This is a genomic window from Plantactinospora alkalitolerans (assembly GCF_015690345.1).
Taxonomy (GTDB): Bacteria; Actinomycetota; Actinomycetes; order Mycobacteriales; family Micromonosporaceae; genus Plantactinospora; species Plantactinospora alkalitolerans.
In genome coordinates, this window is the sequence record NZ_JADPUN010000080.1 from 1 (window position 1) to 24,545 (window position 24,545).

Consider the following 24,545-nt stretch of genomic DNA (forward strand, 5'->3'; position numbering starts at 1 on the left):
GCCCGGGCCCGGTACATCGCCCCCACGCACACCGCCCCCGTGCTCTGGCGCTACGACAGCGGTTCTCCCGCGTACGGAATCTTCGTCGACGGCGACCGGGCCATGGTCGGCAACGAGAACGGGGTCATCACCACGCTGACCCACGACGCCCAGGTGATCCAGCAGTTCCGGTTGCCGGACGGCGTGAAATGCATCGTCGCGGACGACGACTGGCTCTACGCGGGCTGCGACGACGGCAACGTCTACGACCTGTCCGGCAAGGTGCCCCGGGTGGCCTACCAGATCGCTCCGGACATCGACATCTACTGGCTGGACATCCACGACGGCGTGCTCGGCGTCTCCGACTCGGGCGGGGGCATAGCCGCGATCGACCACGAGGACGAGTTCCTCTGGCGCCGGCACGGGCGGGGCTCGTCCGGCTGGATGGTGCGCTGCGACCACCACGCCGTACACCACGGCCACTCGCGTGGGGTGACCAGCTATGACTGGCGTACCGGTCAGGAGGTCTGGCACCGGGCCACCGGCTCGGTGCTGTTCGGGTGGCAGGAGCACGACGCGCTCTACGCGGGCACCAGCACCCTCCAGGTCGTACGGCTAACGAAGGACGGCCGGTCGGAGCAGATCTACCGCTGCGACGCCCCGGTCTACTCCTGCGCCACCGCCGAGGGCGGCGGGTACGTCTTCGCCGGCGACAACCGCTCCTCCATCTACTGCTTCGACGCGGCCGGCACACGGCTCTGGAAGCTCAACACCGGCTGCGGCTCCGCCTACTCGATGCAGTACCACGACGAGCGCCTCTACGTGGTGACCACTGCCGGCACACTCGCCTGCATCGACGCCAGCGAGGCGGCGATCCACGCGGCCCAGCAGGGCACCGTGCCGGAGGTGGTGGACGTGAAGGCGCCACCTCGGATGCCGGCGGTGGCCGCCACCGCCACTCTGGAGGTGACCAGCGACGTTGGCTCGGGAATCGTCGTCGAGTGCATCGACGAGGGCGGGCGGCTGCGGGTCCGGGTCGCCTCGCCCGGCTACCGGCAGGACTGGCTGGTGCAGTTCCCGAAGGGTATCCGCGAGCCGCACGCCCGCTATCTGGTCACCGAGCTACGCGAGGCGAGCCGGGGCGGCTTCTACCGGGCCTACGGCGACATCCGCCGCCTGCGCTGATCGCGTACGCGGCGGATCAGATCCGACAGGTTGCCGGGCTCAAAGCTCCCAACTCCTCGAGTGTCGGAGTCGGCGGTCCCCGCCCCGGCGGAGAGCAGGGCGGGCACCGGTGTGTACGTGGTGGTCAGCGGAGGCTGGCGAAGAACTCCTGGATGTCGGCGACCAGCACGTCGGTCGCCTGGTGGGCGGCGTAGTGACCGCCGACGTCGCCCCGCCCCTCGACGACCGTCTCGTACGCCGTCCAGCGGACGATGTTCGAGTGGTCCCGCTCCGCGAAGCGACGGATGGACTGGAAGTCGCCGGGAAACATGGCGAGCGCGGTCGGCACGGTGGTCGGGTCGGCCGGCGCCTGGCCGACGTGCGCGTCCTCCCAGTAGAACCGGATCGCCGAGGCGGCGGTGCCGGTGAACCAGTACAGCGCCACGTTGGCCAGGACGAAGTCGGCATCCAGGCTCTCGTCGAACAGCTGCGCGTTCCAGGCCAGCAGCCCGACCGGTGAGTCGGTCAGCGCGAACGCGAGGGTCTGCGGCTGCTGGCTGTGCACCTGGTTGAAGGAGAACTTGTTCTCGTAGAACCACTGGAGGTGCCCCAGCGCCGCCTGGTCCGCCTCGGAGAGCCCGGCGAACTCGGCCGGGTCGCCCGACGGGAACGAGAAGAGCTGGGTGACGTGTACGCCGATCACCCGCGTCGGGTCGATCCGGCCCAGTTCCGGCGCGATCATCGAGCCCGCGTCGTTGCCGACCGCTCCGTAGCTCTCGTACCCCAGTCGGTTCATCAGCTCGGCCCAGGCGCGGGCCGTGCGGTACCGGTTCCAGCCGGCGCTGCGGGTCGGGCCGGAGAACCCGAAGCCCGGCAGCGACGGGACGACCACGTGGAAGGCCGGCGCGTCCGGGTCCGTCGGCTCGGTCAGCGGGGCGATCACGTCCAGGTACTCCAGTACCGAGCCGGGCCAGCCGTGGGTGAGCACCAGCGGGGTGGCGTCCGCCCGGGGCGATCGGACGTGCAGGAAGTGAATCTGCTCGCCGTCGATCTCGGTGACGAACTGCGGATGGGCGTTCAGCCGGGCCTCCACGGCCCGCCAGTCGAACCCGTCCCGCCACCTCTCGGCGAGAGCTCGCACCCGGTCGATGCTCATCCCGTACGCATCGCCGGCGCCGTCTCGGTCCTGGGCGCCGCCAGGAGCAGCCAGTACGCATGACATTGAGAATGGCGTCGACGACCGCCCGGCGGGAGTGCTTCTCCGGCTGGCCACCCGGGCACGATGGTGGGAGCAGGCCGGCGATGTGACGACGCCACTGGGGGGCGGTCAGGTCGGAGGGGTACCGACGCGTGCGGGGCATGCCGAGGGCAACGAGCCATCCACGATCATCGGCCGCAGAGCGAGTCCAACGCACCGCTTCTCAAAAACTCACTTACATCTGTTGATGAAGGCGGTCCAAGCGGCAGGGTCGAAGCTCAGCATTCCGGCGGTGGGGGCCTTGGAGTCGCGTACGTCGACCTGTGCGCCTCGGTCGCGCACCTCGACGCACTGGCCGTTGTTGCCGGAGCGGCTCGACTTGCGCCAAGCGTTACGGACCATGCTTGCTCAGCTCCTTGATGAACTTGGCGGACTCGGCCGGCGACCGCGCCAACGTCTTCAGATTGTCGTACGCCGCCGACAGTCGCGCCAGATCACGGCTGGATTCGAGGAACAGTTCGCCGGCCAGCGTCTCGATGTAGCCCAGCGGTGGATCGTCCTGCTCGAAGGTAAGCAGGGCAAAGCCGCTGCTGATCGCCAGGTGGGCACCGGCCTCGAACCGCAGGACCTGGATCGTGACGTTGGACAGCCGGCTCAGCGCGACCAGATGGTCGAACTGCTCGCGCAGGACATCCTGGCCGCCGACCTCCGTCCGCAAGGACGCCTCGGCGAGGATGGCGTGCATCCGCAGCGGTGTGGGCTCCCGGCGCAAGACCTCCTGTCGGGTCATCCGGGCGGCGACCCGCTGGTTGATGGTGTCCTGGTCGGTCTCCCGGCCGATGATGTTGACTTCGCGGGCGTAGCGCTCGGTCTGCAACAGGCCGGGCACCAACATCGGCTCGAAGTTCTTGAGTTCGACGGCCTCGGTCTCGTAGGCGATGTAGGTCGCGTACTTGCCACCGAGCCGCTGCCACCACCCGTCCTCGCGCAACTCGCGTGCCTGCTCCAGCAGCGAGGTGCCGGGTTCCTCGTCGATCCTGATGCCATACGCGACCAGCAACTCCATCACGTCGCCGGCACGCGGTTTGATCTCTCCGGTTTCGATCCGGCTAATCCGTGACGACGAGCAGCGGACCAGTTTCGCCGTCTCCTCGCCGGTCAGTCCCTTGGCTTCACGGAGTTTGCGCAGCTCCCGGCCGAGCCGGCGGGAGCGCGGTGTCGCGGGCGTGAATCGAGGCATGCCGTGATTCTGCACTAATCCCGACCGCTCGTCTGCCTCAGAACACATGCGTTTTCTACATTGATCTTGCGCATTGTCTTGCACCACATCATTTGATGCGCAACTCTGACAACAGCGCACCACGGACGACCTCCGCAGCGTGTGCGACTGCGGCGACGCGTCGACCTCTCTGGACACGTCGCAGGCGAAACACCTCCAGAACCTTCCTCGGGAAGGTGGAACGGCCGGGGTCGGGGCGCGGCAATGCCCCGGCCTCCGGCCTCGCCAGAAGGTGAGAGTGCTCGTGGTTCTCCGGATCTCAATGATCGCGCTCGGCGGCCTGGTGCCGGGATTCGTACTCGGACTCTTCGCGTTCAAGCTCAAGTCACGGTGGTGTCCGCGCTGCGGCGAGTCCACCGAGGCCATTCACCGGGCGGAGGCCCGATGACCACACGGGACCGGCCCGACGCCGCCGAGCTGCCGATCGGGCGCCAGGTGGCGCAGTTGCGGGCCAGACTCGGGATGACGCAGCAGGTCTTCGCCGACCGGCTCGGCGGGTCGAAGAGCTGGGTCGACAAGGTCGAGCGTGGTGTGCGTACCCTCGATCGGCTCTCGGTCATCGAGGCCGTCGCTGAGGTCCTCGGCGTCGACCCGGAAGTGCTGCTCCCCCGCGTGTCCATTCGTCCACCGACCACCGGGGTCGCCGCCGCCATCGAGCGGGTACGCGCGGCACTTGCCTGCTACGACGCTGCCGGCTCCGGCGCCGACGAACACCAGCCACCGCCATCGGCGGCGGAACTCGACCGGCGGGTACGGAACGCGTGGGCGGCATACCGGCACGCCCACCATCCACAGGTGATGCGCCTGCTGCCTGACCTGCTCGCCGACGCCCGGCACGTCGAGGCGGCAGCCGGGACCGGACACACCGCTGACCTGCTGGTACGGGTCTACCGGCTCGCCGCCCAGGTGCTGGTCAAATTCGGCGCGGCGGAACTGGCCTGGCTCGCCGCCGACCGGGCGATGGCCGCCACCGCTGGCGACCCCCGACGCACCGCCGTCGCCGCCATCCCCCTCGCACAGGCGCTACGCGCCCAGGACCGAGGTCGGCTCGCGATGGCGGCCACCATCACCGCCGCCCACCGCCTCCTCCCGGCACCGTCCCGCGCCTCCTCAGCGAACGACCTAGCCCTGGCCGGGACTCTGCTGACCGAAGCCGCGATCGCCGCCGCCACCTGCGCCGACGCCACCGCCGCACGCGATCTCGCCAACCGCGCCGCCCGGCTCGCCACCGCCCACGGCGACCACCCCCGCGCCGACAGCGGCGACATCGGATTCGGGCCGACCACCGTCGACCTCGCCCGAGCACTGATCGCCACCGAACTCGGCGATAGCCACCAGGCCATCACCACCCACCAGCACGCCACCGCCAGCGGCGCCTGGTGCAGACTCCCCGCCGAACACCGGGCGGCTCACCTAATTGACATCGTCCGCGCCCACCTCGATGTCGGTGATCCACCGGCCGCCGGCCGCGCCCTGGTCATCGCCGACCGCATCGCCCCAGCCGAGACCCGAACTCGCCCCACCGCCCGCGCCGCACTGACCGCCGTACTACGCGCCGGCCCCACCTCCGCCGACGTCACCCGCCTCGCCACCACCATCGGCCTGACCCGACCGTGACCGCAGACCTCGCGACTATCCCGGCGGTCGCGGCCCGTACTTGCGCTCGAGTTCTGCCTTGTCGTCAGGGTTCAGGTGACGGGTGGTGCCGCGGTGTATGTCTTCGGCGTCGATTGCCGAGGCTCTGATCGAGCCGAGTGGGTCGAGTTTGCTCAACCAGACCAGGCGGACGGCCTCGTCGAGGAACGGATCGAAGTCGGCTCCGGCCTTCAGCGTCGCGGTGACAGAGGCGCTCGCGGAGTTGCTTATGTTGTTCTGGTACCCGACCTCGACTCTGACCACCTCTGGCCGCTGGGCCAGTGCCTCCTGAATCTCGGCGGTGATCACGCCTGACTCTGCCCGTTCCTCCGGGGAGTCCCCCAGCCCGGAGCAGGAAGCGACAGCGACGATCGCGGTCATCGCCAACCCGACTGTTCGCCCTACCCGGATCAGCCGACTGTTCGTTGCCCGCCAGAACGAAGCCTCCACGTCGCCTCGCATCAGTGCACCCTGTTCAACTCATAGACCTTCGACTCGACCGCGTCGCCGTTCAGAAACGCCCCCGCGCTGTCCCGGTACGCCTGCACGGACGGATCCGTACTGCGGTCCAGGGCTTGCGCGGCGGGCAGGTACGCCGAGCGGGTTCCGTGATTGTCGCCGATGGTGCCGTTCTGGTCGTCGAACGTGACCGTGGTGACGTTGGACCGGTCGGGGTTGTCGGTGGCATCGAGATGCGGCACGATGTCGCGCGCGTTTTCCAGCGCCAGCACCTGCACGCCGGCCGGTACGTCGGTGTTCCCGATCGGGGAGCCGGCGGTGACGACGTGGGTGACGTTGTATGGAAAGGCCCCGGTGGCGGTGTCCTGGGCAGCCTGGGCGGCGACCATCCCGCCCTGGCTGTGCCCGACCAGCATCACCGGGTCGTCGGCGGTCGCCCCGGCCATCCGAAGCGCCTCGGCGATCGCGTGCTGCCGGGAGGTGGTGTCGCCGCCGAGGACGTGCACGTTGGTGCCCATGTCGTTGAGGAACGGGCTGTCGGCGCTCCACGGCATGTTCATCTCCTTCGTGCCAGGGAGGTCGACGACGTACGCCCGACTGCCGTCCGGATGGGTGATCACCCGCACGTCGATCTGATCCGGCTCGCCGGCGTTGACCGCCTCATTGCGGTAGTCAAGTCCGTCGATCAGGTCGCCGAAGCCCTGCGGCGGCTTGGTCATCGAGACGTCCGAGTCGTCAGTATTAGTCCCGAACACATTCATCTCGGGTGCGGTGACCGAGTAGGTGCCGTCGTCGTAGAACTCGCCGAGCAGGTCCGCCGCGCCCGGCACGTCGCCGACCATCGGGGCGCCCGGCAGGCTGCTGATCAGGCCTGGTCCCATGCCGACGAGGGTGTCGATGATCCCCGGATGGTCGGTGACCAGTTGTTCCAGATCGATGTCGTCCCCGAAGAGCAGCCCGGCGGCGGTCAGCGGCGGCACGAACGGGAGCAGCATCAGCGGACCGGCGGCCGCAGCCTTGATCCCGGTGCCGAGCCCGTAGCCGAGAGCCCAGCGCAGGGTTTCCATCGTCCGGGCCCGCTCCTCGTCGACGGCCCGATAGGACGCGACGACGGTCCGCAGCGCGATCGCCCGCTGCTCGAACCCCAACGACAGCGCGGTCAGCCCCTCCGGGCCGTCCAACGCCCGGAGCAGGCCAGCCTCGATCCTCGCGAACCCGTCGGGGTTGAGCAGCGCCGAGGCCACCAGGTCCGGATCGGCCAGCATGTCGTGCCCCTGCACACTGATTGCTCCCAGCTCCCCGGCCAGGTCGTCGCTGTGCCGGGCCAGCAGACCGATGTCCTCGTAGCGGGCGCCGGTCCCGCCGGCACCGCCGCTGACCTGGAACTCCGGGTCAACCATCGCCGTCCTCCACGAGCTGTCCCAGATACGGGGCCAGCCACACCCCGATCTCCTCCCGGGCCACCGGCCGTACCGCCACCATCCGCCGGCCCGAGCCATCCGGCTCCGGGCGCAACCCGAGCCAAGTGTCCTCGCTGGCCAGCCAGACCACCTGTCCCACGCCCAGCCCGGCGCTGCTGCGGCCACTCACCACCACCCGCAGCACCCCCGTCGTACGCGCCTGCACCTGCTCGACCAGCCGTACCTGTGCCGCTGTCAACCCCAACGCCGCCACCGCCTCGGCACGTCCGACCGTCCCCGCCAGGTCGCCGGAGCGGGTGTACTCCGCCAGGGCCGCCAGCGGCAGCCGTCCCGACACCCCCGAGTTGCTGCCACCGCCGAGCGCCTGACCGAGCCCTCTCGCCGCTCCGGTCAGATCCCGGACCGCCGGTACGACCCGGACCAGCTCGCGCCCGAGCGCCACCGCCTCGAACATCGACAATTCGACCGCGCCCTCGGGCAACGCGACCAGCGCCGCGCCCGCCGGCCCGGCCACCGCCAACACCGCCCGTGCCGACCGCCCCTCGACCGACACCTCCATCCGCAGCACGACCCGGGCGGCCACGAAGGTGGCGAGGTTCGCCAGTACCGCCGCCACCGGCCGACACTCCGCCGGGTCGTCGTCGACGGTCACCACACCCCGGGCGGCCAACTCCTGCCCGGCGGCGCGCAGGACATCCGGCTCCGGCTCGTCCAGTACGGCGAACCCGGGCGGCGGAGTCAGCCCCGTACGGTGTACCAGAAACGTCCACTGCGGAGCGGTCAACACCAGCCGGCGAGCGGGCAGACCGCCACTGTCGACGCCCACCTAGAGCACTCCCCTGCCCCGCATGAAGTCACCGATCTCCAGCCAGCGCCGGTCCCCGGGAGCCGGCAGGTTGCCGGGTTGGACCGGCCAGTGCGCCCACGGTGCCTCCACCGCGGCCTTCAGCAGTGGCCCGCCGACCAGCGGCGCCAGGTCCTTCAGCCGCTCCACGGCCCCGGCGAACCAGTCCGTGACCTGTTCCTCGATCCGGGCGATCAGCGCGATCGTCTCGCGTACCTCCTGCGCGTGCGCCACCGTCGCGTCCGCCACCGCGTCCAACTCGTCCGCGATCCGGTCCGCCCTCGCCCGGTCCCGTCCCACCTGGTCGCGGTACGCCTGCGCCGACACCGACACCCACCGCGCCGCCTGTCCTCGCCGCTGATGGTCGGCGGCCTGCTCCCGGACCTCGGCGGCCCGCTGCCGCAGCCGGACCGCCAGCCGATCCAGCTCGTCCGGATCCCCGTACATCCGAGACACGCGCCATCCCTCCAAGCCAGGACCGCAACGGAACAGTCGTCAGACGTGCAGAGCGTCCGATCCATCGTCACCCGTCAACACGCCGGATCCAGGGTGTCCCATCGGGTCAACACCCACAAATCACATCCTCGGATTCGAACCGCTCCGAGGCGACATCTGCTTCGGGCTACTGACAGGCGGATCAGAGCAGCGCCTCAGTTCGCCACCGGCGTCGGTGTATGAACGATTGGCAGCGGCGCTTCATCCGGTGCCTGCCGGCGCACGCCGCGGACGAGCAGGTAGCTGACCATCCAGAGCTCACCCACGGACGCGGGATAGGCGAGTGCCTCGGCGACGACCTGTGCGTCTGGAGCGAGGTATCTGATGAACGCGCTGAGCACGTACCCGGCCCCGCCACCGACGAGGATCCAGCCCAGGACGCGGGGCATCCAGCCCGATCGCAGTACGCACCAGCCCATGGGGACGAGCCACAGGCCGAAGAACAGTGCTCCGATGCCCCACAGGCTGTCGCTGACCAGGTAGAGAACCTGGACGTTGGCCGCCACGTCGCCGACCGGGTCGACCGATACCTCGACCGCCGTGGCCAGCAGTGCCGCGCTCACGAGGCCGACGATCGCGTTGACCAGGCCGAAGGCGGCGATCCCGCTCGCGGCAACGGAGTCCACGGTGCGGAACAGGCGGTGGAACCAGACGGCGGCGAGGGTCTGGGTGACGACCATGCCCAGTTCCAGGGCGACGCCGGCGCGGGCGAGCGAGTCGTGCGTAACCAGGTTGGCCAGCGTCGCATCGGGGTCGCCTGCCACGAAGAGCTGCGGGCGGACAACAAGGAACCCGAGTACGCCGGTGATGGCGTTTCCGAGGTAGAACAGCCCGGTCATCCGGGCGGTACGGGTCAGCGTGTGCATCCTGGCTTCCTCTCGATCCGGGCGAGCCGTTGAGGGGCGTGCATGATCGCTCCTTGAGTTCGGGTACGCGGAACCGGGCCGCGAGGCGGTTGCCTCGCGTGCCGTGTCACGTTGCGGGGTCTACTCGTCGGTGTCGGGGTATCCGAAGACGTCGTCGAGTGGCACCCGGAATATCCGCGCGATCTGGAAGGCCACCTCCAATGACGGCGAGTACCGCCCCTGTTCGATCGCGATGATGGTCTGGCGGGTCACCCCGATGCGGTCGGCCAGCTCCGCCTGGGTCATCTCCCCGTGTGCGAAGCGCAGCGCCCGGATCGAGTTGGTGACCCTGGTCGGCTTGCCCATCGCTACCAGCCCTGCCGGTACGCGACGATCTTCACCACCGACGAGACCAGCGCGGCGAGGACGAACGCCAGGTAGAGCGCGTGAGCGATCCAGAAGTGCTCAGCCTTCGCCATCGCCAGGGCCAGCGGCGCGATCGCGGCGATGCTCATGACGTAGAACCCGACGTACTCACCCCGCCGGTTGATCTCCCGATCGCGCTCGTCGGTCCTGTCCGCATCCTTGGGCCAGGCCATCGCGGACACGATGGCCAGGACGATGGCCGCGCCGATCCCGACGCCGATCGAGATGAGCATCGGCTCCACGTAGGCGATGCTCGCCACGTCCGTACCCGGCACTTTGGACAGGACTGTCGCCAGGTAGGCGATCGGGACGACGACGCCGACCAGGGCGGAAATCCAGGTGCGCTTCTCCTCGGAGGACATCTCCGCTCCCCATGTACAGAAAACTTGACATCTCGAAGGTAAAGCAGTCCTGACATGGTGTCAACAATCTTTGACTCGACCCGACTGGTGCACAAGTCGCACGCGGCGCCCGACGATCAGGACCGACCGGCAGGATGGCGGGGGTCGGTCAACTGGGACAGGACAGGTTGCGGATCCACGCGTCCGCAACGCTGCAATGCCACGGCTAAACTCTTCGACGCCTGGGCCGACAGCAACCGCCGCCGGACGGACGTGCCGCCGGTCAGTGAGGAGCGACCATGGCCGAGGGCCTGATGTCCGTCGCCTGGGATCTGCGCCGGGTCCGTCGTGGCGGGCAGGGGCTCGTCGCCGAATGGCAACGCGCCCGCCTCGCCGACCTGCTGGCGCGGGCCCGGTCCGGCTCGCCGTACTACCGGGAGCTCTACCGCGACCTGCCCGATCGCATCGACGACGTGACGTCGCTGCCGGTCACCACCAAGGCCGAGCTGATGAGCCGGTACGACGACTGGGCCACCGACCGCGCCGTGTCGCTGGACGAGGTGCGCACGTTCGTCGCCGACACCAACCGGATCGGCACGCTCTACCGGGATCGCTACCAGGTGGTCACCACATCGGGCACCAGCGGCCACCGCGGCGTCTTCGTGCAGGACGACCGGACGTACACCGTGCTGTCGGCGATCACCGTGGCCCGGGCCGGCGGCTCGTGGCTCTCCGGGCGCGACTACCTGTCGATGCTGCGGCGGGGCAACAAGGTGGCCGCGATCTGGGCGGTCGGCGGCCACTTCGCCGGATACTCCACCGCCCAGCGCCTCATCCGGGAACGCCCGATCCGCAAACGCAGCATTCGCGTCTTCTCCGTACACACTTCGCTGGACGAGCTGGTGCGCGGCGTCGGCGCCTTCGGCCCGACCATCCTCAACGGGTACGCCACCGCCGTGTCGCTGCTGGCCCGCGAGCAGCGCGCCGGCCGGCTCGGCATCCGCCCGGTCCTGGTGATCACGTCTGCGGAGGGTCTGTCGCCGGAGGAACGCGCCGGCATCCGGGAGAGCTTCCAGGCCAAGGTCCGCGACCAGTACGCCTGCTCGGAGTTCATGGGACTGGCGCACGGCTGCGAGCACGACTGGCTGCACGTCAACGCCGACTGGGCGATCCTGGAGCCGGTCGACGAGGGATTCCGCGCGGTGCCGCCAGGGAAGGCGTCGCGCACGGTGCTGCTCACCAACCTGGCCAACCGGGTACAGCCGATCATCCGCTACGACCTCGGCGACAGCGTCACGATACGTCCGGGCCCGTGCCCGTGCGGCAATCCGCTGCCGGCGGTCCGGGTGCAGGGCCGCACGTCCGAGGTGATCTCCTTCCCAGGCCCGGACGGCCGGACGGTCGACCTGCCGCCGCTCGCGCTCGGCACACTCGTCGACGGCACCGTCGGCGTCCGTATGTTCCAGATCGTGCAAACCGACCCACGGCGCCTCGCGGTGCGGCTGATCACCGAGGACGGCGCCGACACGGCCTGGGAGCAGGTCCAACAGGCGTTGCGCGGCCTGCTCGACAACCATGGCCTCGCCGACGTGCGGGTGGACCGCGAGGCACAGCCGCCGCAGCGCACCGCGGGCGGCAAATTCCGTACGGTTTTCTCCGAGCTGCCCCGCACACAGCGATGAGGCCGGGCCCGGGGGCGTGTCGATGTGTAAGTTCCGGCGAGGGACCGAACAGAGGAGCCGACGACCCAGCTGGATCGCCGCCACCGGTTCTGCGGCGGGAGCACGGCCTTTCAGGAGCGTGTCACGGAACGCGCGATAGATAGAGCAGAGTGCCCTTCTCGTCCTCGTCATGGTGGTCCAGAATCATGCCGGTCCGGTTCAGCACGTGTAGAGAGGCGGTGTTGGCGGGTCTGACTGTGGCCCAGACGCGGCGCAGACCGGCTCGCGCGCACTCTGAGATCACTGCTGTGGCGGCCTCGGTGGCGTAGCCGCGTCGTTGGCTGTCGTAGCGGATCTCGTAGCCGATTTCGGGCTCGGTGATCCCGGTGCGTCCGGCGAAGACTCCGCAGTTGCCGACCAGCCGCTGGGTTGACCGCTCCCGCAGTGCGTACCAGCAAAGACCCAGGTCACGGTGGCTGATCAGTCGACGCGTGATCCACGCTCGGGTCTGTTGGATATCGCGGAACGGTCCCCCGCCGATGGTGTGGGTCTGTGGGTCGCTGAAGATCTCGTGGAGTTCCTCAACGTCGTCGGACACGAAGGCGACCAAGTCCAGTCGCCGGCTCGTCAACGACGGCCTCATCACGCCGTGGGCCGGTGCTGGAGCGTTGTCCACGATTCGAGGCTAGTGCGGTGTCCACTTCCGTTCGCCGGGTTTCCGGTGGGTGTGGCGAGTGTGGTGGATCCTCGCCGTGTCGGGCGAGCGACTCCCCACCAGGTGGCGGGCGGGCCACCGCTGGCCAACCGATCCGCCTGCCACCCTGGTACGCGGTGGGGTACGGGATCCGGACCCGTCGGCCCTCGATGGCGAAGGTGCCGTGATACCAGCGGACCGGCATCAGGAACCCTTGACGTCTCGGGATCCGCGCCGAGGAGTCGCCGTACCATCGCCGGGTGGACGATCTCGGGCTCGCGGCACGGGACACGGCCCACCTGCATCTTCGTCGACCGACCAGCGACGATCTGAATGCGGTGCTCGGGATCGAGACAGATCCCTCCACCAACCGGCATCGTCCGGGCGGTCCTCCAGCCGCCGCAGTTGTCATCGACGAGTTGCGGGCGTGGGATGAGATGTGGCGCGAACACGGCATCGGTTACTGGTTGGCCGAGCACGCGGGCAGCGAGGTCGGCATCGGTGGCATCCGCCCCGCTGTCATCGACAGTCGCCCATGCTGGAATCTCTACTATCGCTTCGCACCACAGGCCTGGGGCAAGGGATACGCCACCGAACTGGCGCGGGAGGCGCTCGCAGTCGCCGAGAGACTGAGTCCACGTCTCCCGGTCGCGGCCCGTGCCAGAGAGTACAACGCCGCATCCCTCGCGGTCGCGCGGAAAGTTGGGCTCGTTGAGCGTCCGGAGCTGCGCCACGGCGACGTCGTCGTGCTGACAAACTGGTGGTGAGCGCTTCGTGGTACCGGGTTGGAATCGCTGAGGTCCGGATGCGGGAGACGCGGAAGGTGCCTTCAGGCCGGGCGTGACGAAACGCCGGGGTCAGCACAGGGGATATTCGAAGGTGATGCCCAGCTGTTGGCGGAGACCTTCGCGCTGCTCGGTTGTGGCCAGGACCATGACGTCGTCGTGGAATTCCGACGCTTTCCGCTCGACCCGGCGGAATTCCCGGGGGTCATCGGGGAGGCTGAGCGCTTCGATGGCCTGTCGCGCCGCCGCCATGTCAAGGTAGTCGTTCGACTCCTGCTCGACGTCGAAGGAGAGCGGCCTGCCGTTGCATTCGAAGTGCATCGTCCCCAGGCCGCAGTCCTCGTCGTCCGGGTCGTCCTTCTCGAAGCGGTAACTGGTGACGGTGATCTTGCCGCCGGTCAGGGCCGCTGCCTCGTTCAGGAGCCATTCGTAGTGCTCGTCGGCGAAGTCGACGTCATCGGTGTGGATGGAGACGGCCACGTCGAAGGATACGAGAGCACTGGCGACCTCGAAGTGTCGCTTGATCGGCTCGGCCGCGTACGCGGCGGCCTGGTCCAGGACACTGCGGGCCTTCTCCTCGGTGATCATTCCGAGGTCGGTGAGGACTTCGGCTATCCGCACATAGGTAATCGGTTGGGTGTTCGCCATTTGGGCATCCTGCCAGTCGTCCATCTCCGTGGCGCGCCGCCAGGGACCCGCACCGACGACCGAGGGATCAGAAGTCCGCCGGTCCGATCAGGACGATCCGGGCGTCGTCCGGCAGCCGTCGGGTGGCGCCGCGACGGTCCAGCAACTCCAGCAGCGGCACCGCGACCCGGCGGGTCGTACCGAGCGCCTGCCGGGCGGAGCTGAGGGTGAACGGCTGCGGCAGCCCGGCGAGTACCCGTACCGCCTGGTCGACGGCGTCCGGCAGCAGTACGACGTTGTCGGCCAGCCGGAGCAGCGCACCGGCCCGTACGGCGGCGCCGATCTCCCGGTGGCCGAGCCCGATCTCGGCGAGCCGGGCCGCCTCCGGGGCGACGAACGGCCGCTCGGCCAACTCCTCCCCCACCCGTCGGACGGCTCGGGCGACCTGCTCCGGCAGGGCAGCGGTCGTCCCGCCCTGGCCGATCCGTCCGTTGACGGCGACCAGCGGTGCGGTGACCAGCGCCTCGACCAGCGTCCGGTCGGGCAGGTCGAGCAGCCGGCGCAGGGTGTCGACCGGGATCCCCGACTCCAGCGGATGCGCCTCCAGCCACCGGGTCACCTGCTCGACCAGCCGCCGCCGCAGGTCGAGCCAGTGGGTCGGGTCGGCGTGCCAGTCTCCCGCCACCGGCGCGCTCCGGGCGGCGACTCCCATCCGCTCCAGTGCACCGCGCCGGATCAGCCCCCGCCGGGCCAGCTCGACGCGCTCGTCGGGCCGGCCGTCCAACCCGGCCAGTACGGCGGCCCGGGCCGTCGCCGCACCCCGCCGATCCAGTGCGGGCGGTACGACGTCGAGCACGGTCACCCCGCCGGCCACGTGCCGCCGGCCGGGATCACGGAGCAACGCCCGGTCGCCGATGTGCAGCGGCAGCGGCCGGTCCAGCCGTAGCCGGGCGGTGTCGACGCCGAGCGGACGTACCCGGGCGGTCACCGCGGCCGAGCCGACGTGCAGGGTGACCTCCGCCGGCAGTTCGCTCACCGGGTCGCCGGCGAGGCGGACGTCCACGAGGTCCGTCTGTTGGAACCGCCCGGGGGTGAGCAGCGCGTCGCCCCGCCCGACCTGCTCCCGGGTCACCCCGCGCAGGTTGACCGCGACCCGGGCCACCCCGGCCACCTGCCCCGCCGGCTCGCCGAGCGACTGGAGGCCCCGGATCCGGACCCGGGCACCGACGCTGGTCAGTTCCAACTCGTCGCCGGTCCGCAGGGTTCCAGCGCCCAGGGTGCCGGTGACCACCGTGCCGCTGCCCCGGATGCTGAACGCCCGATCGACCCAGAGTCGGACCGGCAGCTCCGGCTCTGGTACCGGCAGCCGGCCGGCGAGCCGGTCCAGCGCGGTCCGCAGTTCGGGCAGGCCGGCGCCGGTGACCGCGCTGACCGCGACGGCCTCCACCGACCCCAGCGAGCTGGCCGCGATCTCCGCCCGGGCGAGTTCGGTGGCGGCGGCCGGGTCGGCCAGGTCGGACCGGGTCACCACCAGCAGGCCGTGCCGGACGCCGAGGGCGTCCAGCGCGGCGAGGTGCTCGGCGGACTGCGGCATCCAGCCCTCGTCGGCGGCGACCACGAACAGCGCGGCGGGGGCGGGGCCGACTCCGGCCAGCATGTTGGGTACGAAGCGTTCGTGTCCGGGTACGTCGACGAACGCCACGACCGCCCCGGACGGCAGTGTGGTCCAGGCGAAGCCGAGGTCGATGGTCATGCCCCGGCGTCGTTCCTCGGCCCAGCGGTCCGGTTCCATCCCGGTCAGCGCCCGGACGAGCGTGGACTTGCCGTGGTCGACGTGGCCGGCGGTCGCGACGACCTGCACGGCTCAGTCCTCCTGCCAGGGTCGGGGCACCCGCAGGACGGCGGCCCGTACCGCCTCGTCGTGTTCGGCGGGTACGCAGCGCAGGTCGAGGAGGAGCCGGCCGCGTTCGAGGCGGCCGAGAATCGGCGGGTCACCGTGGCGCAGCGGCTCGGCGTACTCCTCGGGAAGGGTGAGCGCCCACGATTCCAGCGTGACCTCGGGTGCGCCTCCGCCACCGACGACGGCGTCGGCGGCGAGCACCTCGGTCTTCAGTCCGGCGGCCGCGAGGTGGTCGCGCAGCCGTTCGGTGCGAATCCGCAGCGCCCCGGGGGTGGCCCGCAGGGCCCGCCAGGTCGGGGTCTCCGGACCGGACAGGGTCGCCTCCAGGGCGGCCAGGGTCAGCTTGTCGACCCGGAGCGCGCGGGCCAGTGGATGCCGGCGCAGTCGCTCGACGAGGTCCGCGTCGCCGAGCAGCAGCCCCGCCTGGGGCCCGCCGAGCAGTTTGTCACCGCTCGCGGTGACAAGTGTCGCGCCGGCCCGCAGCGCCGAGGCGGCGTCCGGCTCGTGGGGCAGCAGCGGGTCCGGTGCCAGCAGCCCGGAGCCGATGTCCACCACCACCGGTACGCCGAGGGTGGCCAGTTCCTCGACCGGTACGGCGGCGGTGAATCCCCGGACGACGAAGTTGGACGGATGCACCTTGAGTACGAAGGCGGTCTGCGGCCCGATCGCCGCCGCGTAGTCGACCAGCGTGCTGCGGTTGGTGGTGCCGACCTCGCGGAGCCGGGCGCCGGTGCTGGCCAGCAGGTCCGGTAGCCGGAATCCGTCACCGATCTCGACCAGTTCGCCCCGGCTCACCACGATCTCCCGACCGCCACCTCCACCGCCATCGGCACCGGTGCCGGGAGCGGTGATCGCGGTCGCGGCGAGGGCGAGGGCGGCGGCACCGTTGTTGACCACGTGCACCGCGCCGGCCGCCGGCACCGCCTCGGCGAGTGCGGCCATCGCGGTCCGGCCGCGTCGGGCCCGCCGCCCGGTCCGGAGGTCGAGTTCGACGTCGGTGTGCCCGGCCGCCGCCACCACGGCGCTGATCGCCGCGCCGGACAGCGGTGCCCGCCCGAGGTTGGTGTGCAGCACCACCCCGGTGGCGTTGAGCACCGGTCTCAGGCCGGCGGCGGTCTCCGGCAGCGCCGCCAGGGCGACGGCGAGGACGTCCTCCGGGAGGATCTCGCCGCGCCTGGCCCGGTCCTGGGCATTGCTGACCAGGACCTTGACCCGGGCCCGCCCGAGTATGGCCTCGGCGGCGGCCAGCCGAGGGTCGGCGAGCAGCGTGTCGGTGCGCGGCACGCGCCGCCGGGGGTCGACCGCCCCGTTCATCTCCACCCCGTTCTCGTACCTGTTCCCTCTACCGGCACTTAACCACACCTGATCTCCGGTCGTACGGGGAAGTCCCGCCCACGCCCGCCGCGCGACCGTGTCCACAAGCGAAGGGACGACGTCCGACGGCTGTGCTCGGGGCGTACCGGGATGCGATGGTGGTGCGGTGACGACCAGGGAACGGTACCGACTCACCCAGTACGCGCACGGCGGCGGGTGCGCGTGCAAGATCCCGCCCGGCGAGCTGGAGCAGGTGGTGGCCGGTCTGGTCGGCACCACCGCGCCGGCCGGCCCCGGTGAACTGCTCGTCGGGCTCGACGACGGCGACGACGCGGCGGTGGTACGGCTGGAGTCGGGTACGGCGGTGGTGGCGACCGCCGACTTCTTCACCCCCGTCGTCGACGACCCGTACGACTGGGGGCGGATCGCCGCCGCCAACGCCCTGTCCGACGTGTACGCGATGGGCGGCACCCCGGTGGTCGCGGTCAACCTGCTCGCCTGGCCCCGTGAGGTGCTGCCGTTGACGTTGGCTGCGGAGGTGCTGCGCGGCGGTCTGGACGTGGGCCGGGAGGCGGCCTGTCACGTGGCGGGCGGGCACAGCGTGGACGATCCGGAGCCGAAGTACGGCATGGCGGTCACCGGGATCGCCGACCCGGAGCGGCTGATGCGCAACGACGCGGGCCGGGCCGGGCTGCCGCTGACCCTGACCAAGCCGCTCGGCATCGGGGTGCTGAACAGCCGGCACAAGCAGACCGGCGAGACGTTCCCGCAGGCGGTGGCGGCGATGACCGAGCTGAATCGGGAGGCGTCCGTCGCCGCGGTGGCGGCCGGGGTGCGGTGCGCCACCGACGTGACCGGGTTCGGACTGCTCGGCCACCTGCACAAGCTGGCCCGGGCGTCCGGGCTGACCGCCCGGGTCGACGCGGCGGCCGTACCGTATCTGGACGGTGCCCGGGCGGCGCTGGCCGCCGGTTTCGTCAGCGGTGGGACGCGGCGGAACCTGGACTGGGTCCGTCCGCACGCGGAGGTCTCCGGGGTGTCCGAGGACGAGCTGCTGCTGCTCGCCGACGCGCAGACGTCCGGTGGCCTGCTGATCGCCGGTGAGCTGCCCGGCCATCCGGTGATCGGCGAGTTGCTGCCGGCCCGGGATGCCGGGGTGACCCTCGTGGTGACCGGCCGTTGACGCGGCGGGCCCCCGGGATCGCAGGATCCCGGGGGCCCGATCTGGTACGGCGCGAAGCCGACCTGGCCGCTGCTACTACTTGGTGAGCGGGGCCAGCTTCGGGTCGTTGGCGTACGCCTCGACGACGTTCGCCTTGGTCACGATGACCGGCTCCAGCAGGTACGACGGGACGACCTTCGACCCGTTGTTGTAGGACTCGGTGTCGTTGACCTTGGGCTCGTTACCGGCCTGCAGCTCCTTGATCATCCCGATGGTCTCCTTGACCAGGTTCCGGGTGTCCTTGTTGATCGTCGAGTACTGCTCACCGGCGACGATCGACTTGACCGACTCGACCTCGGAGTCCTGCCCGGTCACGACCGGGACGGCCTTGCCGGCACCCTTCACCGAGGTGATGATGGCGCGGGCCAGCGTGTCGTTGGGCGAGAGCACCCCGTCCAGCGTCTTGCTGCTGTAGGTCGAGGTCAGCAGGGAGTCCATCCGCCGCTGGGCGTTCTCGGCCTTCCAGCCGTCGGTGGCGGTCTGCTTGATGTCCTTCTGGCCCGAGCCGATCACCACGGTGCCCTTGTCGATCTCCGGCTTCAGCACGTCCATCGCGCCGTCGAAGAAGACCGCCGAGTTGTTGTCGTCCGACGATCCGGAGAACAGCTCGATGGTGTACGGGCCGCTCGCCTTCTTCGCCTTCATGCCCTTCAGCAGCGCCTCGCCCTGGAGCTGGCCGACCTTGAAGTTGTCGTAGGCGACGTAGTAGTCGAGGTCCTTGGTGTTCTTGATCAGCCGGTCGTACGCGATGACGTACGCGCCGGCCTGCTTGGCGGCCTCGACCTGGGTGGTCAGCTGCGCGGCGTCGGTCGCGCCGATGACGATGACCTTGGCACCCTTGGTGACCATTGCCGAGATCTGGGCCTGCTGGTCGGCGACGGTGCTGGTGGCCGCGGCGTACTGCACGTTGGACTGGAAGCCGGCTTCCTTGAGCCCGTTGGTGAAGAGGTCACCAGCGAGGACCCAGTTCTCGGAGGTCTTTGCCGGCAGCGCCACGCCGATCAGCGAGTTCGCGGCGAAGCCCTTCTCGGACCCGGTCGAGCCGGCTCCGTCACCGTCGGACCGCTCGGAGCAGGCCGTCAGTGCCAGCAGGGCGATGGCGCCGACCGCCACACCCCTGGCGAGAAATTTGCGCATTTGTGCACGTGCCCTTCTTGGAGGTGAGGCGAGGCGGAGGTTTTCCGCCCCGTCGGCGGTGGCCGTCAGCGGGCCACCGGGGTCTTGGCGGGCTCTTGGCCCGTCTCGACCCTTGGCGCCGGTACGGCGGGTGCCTCCCGGCGGAATGGGCGGCTCACCGATCCGATGATCGAGAAGCGCCCCCGGTTCTTGTTGTAGACGTCGAACGCGACGGCCAGCAGCAGGACCAGTCCCTTGATGATCTGAACCCGGTCCGAGCCGACGCCCATCAGCTGGAGACCGTTGTTGAGCACGGCCATCACCAGGCCGCCGACGATGGAGCCGCTGACCGTGCCGAGGCCGCCGGAGACGGCGGCGCCGCCGATGAAGACCGCGGCGATGGCGTCGAGTTCCCAGCCGAGTCCGTCCTGCGGGCCGGAGGCGGCGGAGCGGGCGACGAAGATCATGCCGGCCAGGGCCGCAAGGATCGACATGTTCATGATCACGAGGAAGTTGACCCGCTTGAGCTTGACGCCGGAGAGTTCCGCCGCCCGGGCGTTGCCACCGACGGCGTAGATGTGCCGACCGCCGGCGGTGTTGCGGGTGATGAACGCGTAGATCACGACGAGTACGCCGAGGATGATGCCGGAGATCGGGAAGCTGGTACCGACCCGGCCACCGGCGAACCGCAGGGTGGCGTACAGCACCACCGCGATCGGCACGGCCACCCGGATCAGCGAGATCCACATCGGCGCCACGTCGGCGTCCATCTCGCGGCGGGTCTTGCGCGCCTTCCACTCCCGGACCACCACGGCCACGCAGACCAGCAGGCCGAGCAGCAGGGTGAGGTTGTTGTACCCGGTGTCCGGTCCGACCTCCGGCAGGAAGCCGGCGCCGATGACCTTGAATCCCTGGGGCACCGGAATGGTGTCGGCGTTGCCGATGAACTGGTTGCCGCCCCGGAACAGCATCATCCCGGCCAGGGTCACGATGAACGCCGGCACGCCGACGTACGCCACCCAGAAGCCCTGCCAGGCGCCGATCAGGGCGCCGACGCCGAGGCCGATCAGGATGGCCACGAACCACGGCACGTTCCAGTCCTGCATGACCCGGGCGACCACGATGCCGACGAACGCGGCGATCGAGCCGACCGACAGGTCGATGTGACCGGCGACGATCACCATCAGCATCCCGATCGCCAGGATGAGGATGTAGGAGTACTGGCTCACCAGCGAGATGAGGTTGCCCGAGTTGAGCGTCAGGCCGTTGGTGAGGATCTGGAACAGCAGGACGATCGCCACCAGCGCGAAGATCATCCCGAACTGTCGAGCGTTGGATGTCGTCCCCGCGAACAGGGACTTCTGGAGGTCCTTGATCTTGCTCACGGCGTCTGCGCCTTCTTCGCTGAGGTCATCTGCTTCATGAGGAGTTCCGGGTCGGCGTCCCGCCGCTCGATGTCGCCGGTGATGGTTCCCTCGAACACCGTGTAGATGCGGTCGCACAGGCCGATCAGCTCGGGCAGTTCCGAGGAGATCACGATGACGCCCTTACCCTGGTCGGCGAGCTGCTGGATGATGTTGTAGATCTCGTACTTGGCGCCCACGTCGATGCCCCGGGTGGGTTCGTCGAGGATCAGCAGGTCCGGGTCGGTGAACATCCACTTCGCCAGCACGACCTTCTGCTGGTTGCCACCCGAGAGCTTGGTGACCCCCTCGTCGACCGTCGGCGCCTTGACCCGCAGGCTGGTCCGGTACTGCTCGGCCGCCCGGTACTCGCGGACCTGGTCGAGCACGCCGTGGGTCGCCACCTTGGACAGCTTGGCGGCCACCACCGAGGTCTTGATGTCGTCGAGCAGGTTGAGCCCGAGCGACTTGCGGTCCTCGCTGACGTACGCGAGTCCGTTGGCGATGGCATCCGACACGGACCTCAGCACGATCTCCCGGCCGTCCTTGAAGATCCGTCCGGACTGGTAGACGCCGTACGACCGGCCGAAGACGCTCATCGCCAGCTCGGTACGACCGGCGCCCATCAGCCCGGCGAACCCGACGATCTCCCCACGGCGCACCGTGAAGTTGGAGCCCTTGACCACCATCCGGTCGGTCGAGATCGGGTGCCGGACGGTCCAGTCGCGGACCTCGAAGAAGACCTCGCCGATCTTCGGCGTGTGGTCGGGGAACCGGCTGTGCAGCTCGCGGCCGACCATGCCGCGGACGATCCGGTCCTCGTCGACCCCCTGCGCCTTGACGTCGAGGGTCTCGATGGTGTGACCGTCCCGCAGGATGGTGATCGCGTCGGCGACCTGGGCGATCTCGTTGAGCTTGTGCGAGATCATGATCGAGGTGATGCCCCGCTCCTTGAACCCGCGGAGCAGGTCCAGCAGGTGCTGGGAGTCGTCCTCGTTCAGCGCCGCGGTGGGCTCGTCGAGAATGAGCAGCTTGACGTCCTTCGCGAAGGCCTTCGCGATCTCTACGAGCTGCTGCTTGCCCACGCCGATGTCCTTGATCAGCGTGTCCGGGTCCTCCCGCAGACCCACCCGGGCCATCAGCTCCAGCGCCTGCCGGTGGGCGGCCTTCCAGTCGATCGCGCCGTACCGGCGTGGCTCGTTGCCCAGGAAGATGTTCTCGGTGATGGACATCCCGGGCACCAGGGCGAGTTCCTGGTGGATGATCACGATGCCGGCCTGCTCGCTGGCCCGGATGTCGGAGAACCGCGACTCGGCACCCTGGTAGACGATGTCACCGAAGTAGGTGCCGTGCGGGTAGACCCCGCTGAGCACCTTCATCAGGGTCGACTTGCCGGCCCCGTTTTCGCCGCAGATCGCGTGGATCTCCCCACGGCGAACCCTCAGGTTGACGTCGGAGAGCGCCTTGACCCCCGGAAACTCCTTGGTGATCGAGCGCATCTCCAGAAGGACCGGAGCGTCGCTCATCGCGGACGCTCCCCGGTCCGGGCGCGGACGGCGAAGCCGGTCGGGGCCGCGGTAGCCGCGACCCGCCCGTCGTCGGGGCGCCAGAGGGAACCACGCGCGTCCGGCCGGGGTCGGCCGCGCCGCGTCATCAACATCATTGTTGCCTCCGGGCTGTCGTCACCAGGTGACATCCGTTTGTTGCCTGGGGGAACTTATTGTAATACGAGGAAGTTTCGCAAGATTTCGTGACTAAACCTTGACATGCCCCTCTGGCGCGAGCCAGCTCACACTCGGCTACGACCGCGCGGACGTTCCAGGCCAGATCTGGGCGAAAAAGGGGCATCCGGGCGAGACGCGCCAAAACGGCGGCAGTCGCCCCCGACCGCACCGGATGCGGCTTCCCGCTCCGTGCGGCCGCCGCACCGCCCCGCCAGCGGACGAGCGGCCGGCCACAGGCTATCCCGGCACGTCAGAGGATGATCGACCGGCCCGCCCGGGCTGTTCCGCCGGCCCGTCCGACGGCTCCGTCCCGGACCCGGAACGGAGCCGTCGGCGCCCGCCGAGGTTCGGCGGTCAGGGGCCGGTCACCTCGTCGTCCGGCCGTGCCGCACCGGGCCTCGACGGCAGCCGGGTGATCGGCGGCAGCACCAGCGCCACCAGGGCGATCACCGCGAGTACGGTAAACGGCAGGGTGTACGAATTTCCGCTGACCTCGAACAACGTCGCGGTAAGCAGCGGCCCGACCACGCCCCCGATGCTCCACGCCACGATCATCGCGCCGTAGACCGCACCGGCGTGCGGGGTGCCGAAATAGTCGGCCGCGGTCGCTGGCATCGTGCCGAAGCCGCCGCCGTAGGCCAGGTAGATCAACGCGGCGAGGACGGCGAACAGGGCGAACCCGGCCGCGTGCGGCAGGATGAAGAAACAGACCGCCTGCAACGCGAGCATCCCGCCGAACGCCACCATCCGGCCGGTCTGGTCGGAGAGCCAGGCCCAGCAGAGCCGGCCGGCACCGTTGAACAGTCCGAGTACGGCGACCATGCTCGCCGCAGTGGCCGAACTCACCCCGGCGATCGCCTGCGCGGCGTCGGCGGCCTGGGAGATGAAGGCGATCCCGCAGGTCACGTTGAGCGCCAGGATGCCGGTGAGCAGGTACCACTGCGGGGTCCGCAACGCCTCGGCGAGGGTGTAGACCCGGGTCCCCGCCGGAGCCCGCCCGGTCGTCACCGGCACGAATCCGGGCACCTGGTACCCCGGCGGCGGATTACGGAAGAACGACGCACCGAGCAGCACCGCTACCAGGTACGCCAGGCCCAGCGGCAGGAAGACGTCGGGCTTGTCGGTGGTGTTGTTCAGCAGGGTCTTCGCCACCGGGGCGGTGATCACGGCACCGAACCCGAAGCCGGCCACCGCGATCCCGGTGATCAGGCCACGGCGGTCCGGGAACCACTTGGTGAGCATGGCGATCGGAGTGATGTACACCGCCCCGAGCCCGATCCCGCCGAGCACCCCGTAGGTGAGCACCAGCAGCCAGAGCTGGTCGCTGTCGGAGACCAGCGAGGCGAGGATGTTGCCCACCGCGTACAGCACCCCGCCACCGAGCGCAACGGGTCGGGGACCGCGACGGTCCTGCACCCGGCCCCCGATGAGGCTGCCGATGAAGATCGTGCCGATCGCCACCTCGAACGGCAGCACCGCCTCGGCCTTGCTCCACCCGAACGCCTCCTGGAGCGGCTTGTTGAAGACGCTCCAGGCGTACACCGCACCCAGGGCCAACTGCACCAGCACGGCGGCCACCACCAGGCCCCACCGGCCCGCCGTCGGCCTCCGCTCCCCCTGACCGATCCTGCCTGCTCCTGCCATGAGCGTGACCCCCGTCTCGGCTCATGGAACGGCACCCGCCCGCGGTTACGGGCCGGCGCCGGCCCCCCGTTTCTTTCGCCGCTCCCGCTGCGGCAGCACCGTGTACTTCGGGTCCCTGGCGGACGCCACCCCGGCGGAGAAGACCCCGAACCGGGTCAGCACCGAGGACGTCAACAGGGCCGCTCCGGAGATCGCGGACAGCGCCCGGCTGCGCCGGCCGAGCAGCGCCCCGGCCGTACCGGCGGCGAGCAGCAGCTGTCCGGCCCGGATCAACCGGGCGGACCGGCCGACCCGGTACGGCTCACCGGTCAGCCCCATCCGGGCGATCCGGCGCTCGGCGAGCGTCTCGATCACGGCGCCGGCCACGGC

At 69.9% G+C, this 24,545-nt stretch carries 24 protein-coding genes and 2 pseudogenes; 6 read left to right on the plus strand and 20 right to left on the minus strand.

Annotated features, from left to right (window positions below; translation table 11 throughout):
- The coding region (locus I0C86_RS06110) for an outer membrane protein assembly factor BamB family protein (protein WP_196200216.1) at positions 1–1,164 on the plus strand (1,164 nt) is incomplete at its 5' end.
- 124 nt (positions 1,165–1,288) lie between these two features.
- Here I0C86_RS06110 and I0C86_RS06115 read toward each other — a convergent pair.
- The 4 genes and pseudogenes from I0C86_RS06115 to I0C86_RS06125 all read right to left on the minus strand — a co-directional run bounded on the left by I0C86_RS06115 (position 1,289) and on the right by I0C86_RS06125 (position 3,581).
- Positions 1,289–2,365: an epoxide hydrolase family protein gene (locus I0C86_RS06115; protein ID WP_196200217.1), complete on the minus strand. Its 1,077-nt coding sequence runs from the start codon at positions 2,363–2,365 to the stop codon at positions 1,289–1,291.
- Between the two features lie 31 nt (positions 2,366–2,396).
- Positions 2,397–2,504 (minus strand): annotated as a pseudogene (locus I0C86_RS45370) (IS5-like element IS4811 family transposase); the annotation flags it as partial.
- Positions 2,505–2,572: 68 nt separating this feature from the next.
- Entirely contained in the window at positions 2,573–2,743 is a 171-nt protein-coding gene (locus I0C86_RS06120; RefSeq protein WP_196200218.1) for a DUF397 domain-containing protein, read from the minus strand.
- Positions 2,733–3,581: a helix-turn-helix domain-containing protein gene (locus tag I0C86_RS06125; protein ID WP_196200219.1), complete on the minus strand. Its 849-nt coding sequence runs from the start codon at positions 3,579–3,581 to the stop codon at positions 2,733–2,735. The genes I0C86_RS06120 and I0C86_RS06125 overlap by 11 nt, the downstream gene beginning before the upstream one ends.
- Before the next feature lie 277 nt (positions 3,582–3,858).
- Here I0C86_RS06125 and I0C86_RS06130 point away from each other — a divergent pair, with 277 nt between their 5' ends.
- Positions 3,859–4,008 carry a hypothetical protein gene (locus I0C86_RS06130; protein ID WP_196200239.1) on the plus strand — a complete coding sequence of 50 codons (150 nt, stop codon included), beginning with the start codon at positions 3,859–3,861 and terminating at the stop codon, positions 4,006–4,008.
- Complete coding sequence (locus I0C86_RS06135; RefSeq protein WP_196200220.1) at positions 4,005–5,237, plus strand: helix-turn-helix domain-containing protein; 1,233 nt, start codon at positions 4,005–4,007, stop codon at positions 5,235–5,237. Before I0C86_RS06130 ends, I0C86_RS06135 begins: the two co-directional genes overlap by 4 nt.
- Positions 5,238–5,252: 15 nt before the next feature.
- Here I0C86_RS06135 and I0C86_RS06140 read toward each other — a convergent pair whose 3' ends face one another.
- The 7 genes from I0C86_RS06140 to I0C86_RS06170 form a co-directional block, all read right to left on the minus strand.
- On the minus strand, positions 5,253–5,636 hold the full coding sequence (locus tag I0C86_RS06140; protein WP_196200221.1) for a hypothetical protein: 384 nt from the start codon (positions 5,634–5,636) through the stop codon (positions 5,253–5,255).
- 80 nt (positions 5,637–5,716) lie between these two features.
- Complete coding sequence (locus I0C86_RS06145) at positions 5,717–7,114, minus strand: alpha/beta fold hydrolase (protein ID WP_196200222.1); 1,398 nt, start codon at positions 7,112–7,114, stop codon at positions 5,717–5,719.
- Positions 7,107–7,961, minus strand: a complete 855-nt coding sequence (locus I0C86_RS06150; RefSeq protein WP_196200223.1) for a hypothetical protein — start codon at positions 7,959–7,961, stop codon at positions 7,107–7,109. Before I0C86_RS06150 ends, I0C86_RS06145 begins: the two co-directional genes overlap by 8 nt.
- Positions 7,962–8,435, minus strand: a complete 474-nt coding sequence (locus I0C86_RS06155) for a WXG100 family type VII secretion target (RefSeq protein ID WP_196200224.1) — start codon at positions 8,433–8,435, stop codon at positions 7,962–7,964.
- Positions 8,436–8,629: 194 nt separating this feature from the next.
- Positions 8,630–9,340, minus strand: a complete 711-nt coding sequence (locus I0C86_RS06160; RefSeq protein ID WP_196200225.1) for a DUF4386 domain-containing protein — start codon at positions 9,338–9,340, stop codon at positions 8,630–8,632.
- A gap of 120 nt (positions 9,341–9,460) precedes the next feature.
- On the minus strand, positions 9,461–9,685 hold the full coding sequence (locus I0C86_RS06165) for a helix-turn-helix transcriptional regulator (protein ID WP_196200226.1): 225 nt from the start codon (positions 9,683–9,685) through the stop codon (positions 9,461–9,463).
- A 2-nt stretch (positions 9,686–9,687) separates the two neighbouring features.
- Positions 9,688–10,107: a hypothetical protein gene (locus I0C86_RS06170; RefSeq protein ID WP_196200227.1), complete on the minus strand. Its 420-nt coding sequence runs from the start codon at positions 10,105–10,107 to the stop codon at positions 9,688–9,690.
- 278 nt (positions 10,108–10,385) lie between these two features.
- On the opposite strand from I0C86_RS06170, the gene I0C86_RS06175 reads away from it, so the two are divergent.
- On the plus strand, positions 10,386–11,768 hold the full coding sequence (locus I0C86_RS06175; RefSeq protein ID WP_196200228.1) for a phenylacetate--CoA ligase family protein: 1,383 nt from the start codon (positions 10,386–10,388) through the stop codon (positions 11,766–11,768).
- 121 nt (positions 11,769–11,889) lie between these two features.
- Here I0C86_RS06175 and I0C86_RS06180 read toward each other — a convergent pair whose 3' ends face one another.
- A complete protein-coding gene (locus I0C86_RS06180) occupies positions 11,890–12,357 on the minus strand; it encodes a GNAT family N-acetyltransferase (protein WP_230393648.1) in 468 nt (155 codons plus the stop codon).
- Positions 12,358–12,701: 344 nt separating this feature from the next.
- Here I0C86_RS06180 and I0C86_RS06185 point away from each other — a divergent pair, with 344 nt between their 5' ends.
- Positions 12,702–13,208 (plus strand): GNAT family N-acetyltransferase, encoded by a 507-nt coding sequence (locus I0C86_RS06185; protein ID WP_196200229.1) that lies wholly within the window; start codon positions 12,702–12,704, stop codon positions 13,206–13,208.
- A gap of 90 nt (positions 13,209–13,298) precedes the next feature.
- Here the strand turns inward: I0C86_RS06185 and I0C86_RS06190 are convergent, their stop codons facing one another.
- Genes I0C86_RS06190 through selA form a run of 3 tightly spaced genes read right to left on the minus strand, consistent with a single transcriptional unit; the run spans position 13,299 to position 17,067 of the window.
- Entirely contained in the window at positions 13,299–13,898 is a 600-nt protein-coding gene (locus tag I0C86_RS06190; RefSeq protein ID WP_196200230.1) for a hypothetical protein, read from the minus strand.
- Between the two features lie 43 nt (positions 13,899–13,941).
- On the minus strand, positions 13,942–15,714 hold the full coding sequence (gene selB / locus I0C86_RS06195) for a selenocysteine-specific translation elongation factor (protein WP_196200231.1): 1,773 nt from the start codon (positions 15,712–15,714) through the stop codon (positions 13,942–13,944).
- 3 nt (positions 15,715–15,717) lie between these two features.
- The gene (gene selA / locus I0C86_RS06200; protein WP_196200238.1) at positions 15,718–17,067 is read right to left on the minus strand and encodes an L-seryl-tRNA(Sec) selenium transferase; all 1,350 of its coding nucleotides are present in this window, start codon (positions 17,065–17,067) and stop codon (positions 15,718–15,720) included.
- Between the two features lie 166 nt (positions 17,068–17,233).
- On the opposite strand from selA, the gene selD reads away from it, so the two are divergent.
- Positions 17,234–18,250 carry a selenide, water dikinase SelD gene (selD, locus tag I0C86_RS06205; protein ID WP_196200232.1) on the plus strand — a complete coding sequence of 339 codons (1,017 nt, stop codon included), beginning with the start codon at positions 17,234–17,236 and terminating at the stop codon, positions 18,248–18,250.
- Between the two features lie 75 nt (positions 18,251–18,325).
- On the opposite strand, the gene I0C86_RS06210 is transcribed toward selD, so the two are convergent.
- From I0C86_RS06210 to I0C86_RS06230, 5 genes and pseudogenes are all read right to left on the minus strand, one after another.
- On the minus strand, positions 18,326–19,426 hold the full coding sequence (locus I0C86_RS06210; protein ID WP_196200233.1) for a substrate-binding domain-containing protein: 1,101 nt from the start codon (positions 19,424–19,426) through the stop codon (positions 18,326–18,328).
- Positions 19,427–19,491: 65 nt separating this feature from the next.
- On the minus strand, positions 19,492–20,790 hold the full coding sequence (gene mmsB, locus I0C86_RS06215; RefSeq protein WP_196200234.1) for a multiple monosaccharide ABC transporter permease: 1,299 nt from the start codon (positions 20,788–20,790) through the stop codon (positions 19,492–19,494).
- Complete coding sequence (mmsA, locus tag I0C86_RS06220; RefSeq protein WP_196200235.1) at positions 20,787–22,334, minus strand: multiple monosaccharide ABC transporter ATP-binding protein; 1,548 nt, start codon at positions 22,332–22,334, stop codon at positions 20,787–20,789. Before mmsA ends, mmsB begins: the two co-directional genes overlap by 4 nt.
- A gap of 552 nt (positions 22,335–22,886) precedes the next feature.
- Positions 22,887–24,176, minus strand: coding sequence for an L-lactate MFS transporter (locus tag I0C86_RS06225; protein ID WP_196200236.1), 1,290 nt, complete (start codon positions 24,174–24,176; stop codon positions 22,887–22,889).
- Between the two features lie 45 nt (positions 24,177–24,221).
- Positions 24,222–24,545 (minus strand): annotated as a pseudogene (locus I0C86_RS06230) (NrfD/PsrC family molybdoenzyme membrane anchor subunit); the annotation flags it as partial.

Excerpts from the sequence above, each read along its gene's own strand:
- I0C86_RS06190 (WP_196200230.1), bottom strand. The coding sequence starts at position 13,898 with ATGGACGACTGGCAGGATGCCCAAATGGCGAACACCCAACCGATTACC.
- I0C86_RS06225 (WP_196200236.1), bottom strand. The coding sequence starts at position 24,176 with ATGGCAGGAGCAGGCAGGATCGGTCAGGGGGAGCGGAGGCCGACGGCG.
- I0C86_RS06160 (WP_196200225.1), bottom strand. The coding sequence starts at position 9,340 with ATGCACACGCTGACCCGTACCGCCCGGATGACCGGGCTGTTCTACCTC.
- selA (WP_196200238.1), bottom strand. The coding sequence starts at position 17,067 with ATGAACGGGGCGGTCGACCCCCGGCGGCGCGTGCCGCGCACCGACACG.
- I0C86_RS06115 (WP_196200217.1), bottom strand. The coding sequence starts at position 2,365 with ATGTCATGCGTACTGGCTGCTCCTGGCGGCGCCCAGGACCGAGACGGC.
- I0C86_RS06175 (WP_196200228.1), top strand. The coding sequence starts at position 10,386 with ATGGCCGAGGGCCTGATGTCCGTCGCCTGGGATCTGCGCCGGGTCCGT.
- I0C86_RS06165 (WP_196200226.1), bottom strand. The coding sequence starts at position 9,685 with ATGGGCAAGCCGACCAGGGTCACCAACTCGATCCGGGCGCTGCGCTTC.
- I0C86_RS06170 (WP_196200227.1), bottom strand. The coding sequence starts at position 10,107 with ATGTCCTCCGAGGAGAAGCGCACCTGGATTTCCGCCCTGGTCGGCGTC.
- I0C86_RS06140 (WP_196200221.1), bottom strand. The coding sequence starts at position 5,636 with ATGACCGCGATCGTCGCTGTCGCTTCCTGCTCCGGGCTGGGGGACTCC.
- I0C86_RS06120 (WP_196200218.1), bottom strand. The coding sequence starts at position 2,743 with ATGGTCCGTAACGCTTGGCGCAAGTCGAGCCGCTCCGGCAACAACGGC.
- I0C86_RS06145 (WP_196200222.1), bottom strand. The coding sequence starts at position 7,114 with ATGGTTGACCCGGAGTTCCAGGTCAGCGGCGGTGCCGGCGGGACCGGC.
- I0C86_RS06125 (WP_196200219.1), bottom strand. The coding sequence starts at position 3,581 with ATGCCTCGATTCACGCCCGCGACACCGCGCTCCCGCCGGCTCGGCCGG.
- I0C86_RS06135 (WP_196200220.1), top strand. The coding sequence starts at position 4,005 with ATGACCACACGGGACCGGCCCGACGCCGCCGAGCTGCCGATCGGGCGC.
- I0C86_RS06210 (WP_196200233.1), bottom strand. The coding sequence starts at position 19,426 with ATGCGCAAATTTCTCGCCAGGGGTGTGGCGGTCGGCGCCATCGCCCTG.
- mmsA (WP_196200235.1), bottom strand. The coding sequence starts at position 22,334 with ATGAGCGACGCTCCGGTCCTTCTGGAGATGCGCTCGATCACCAAGGAG.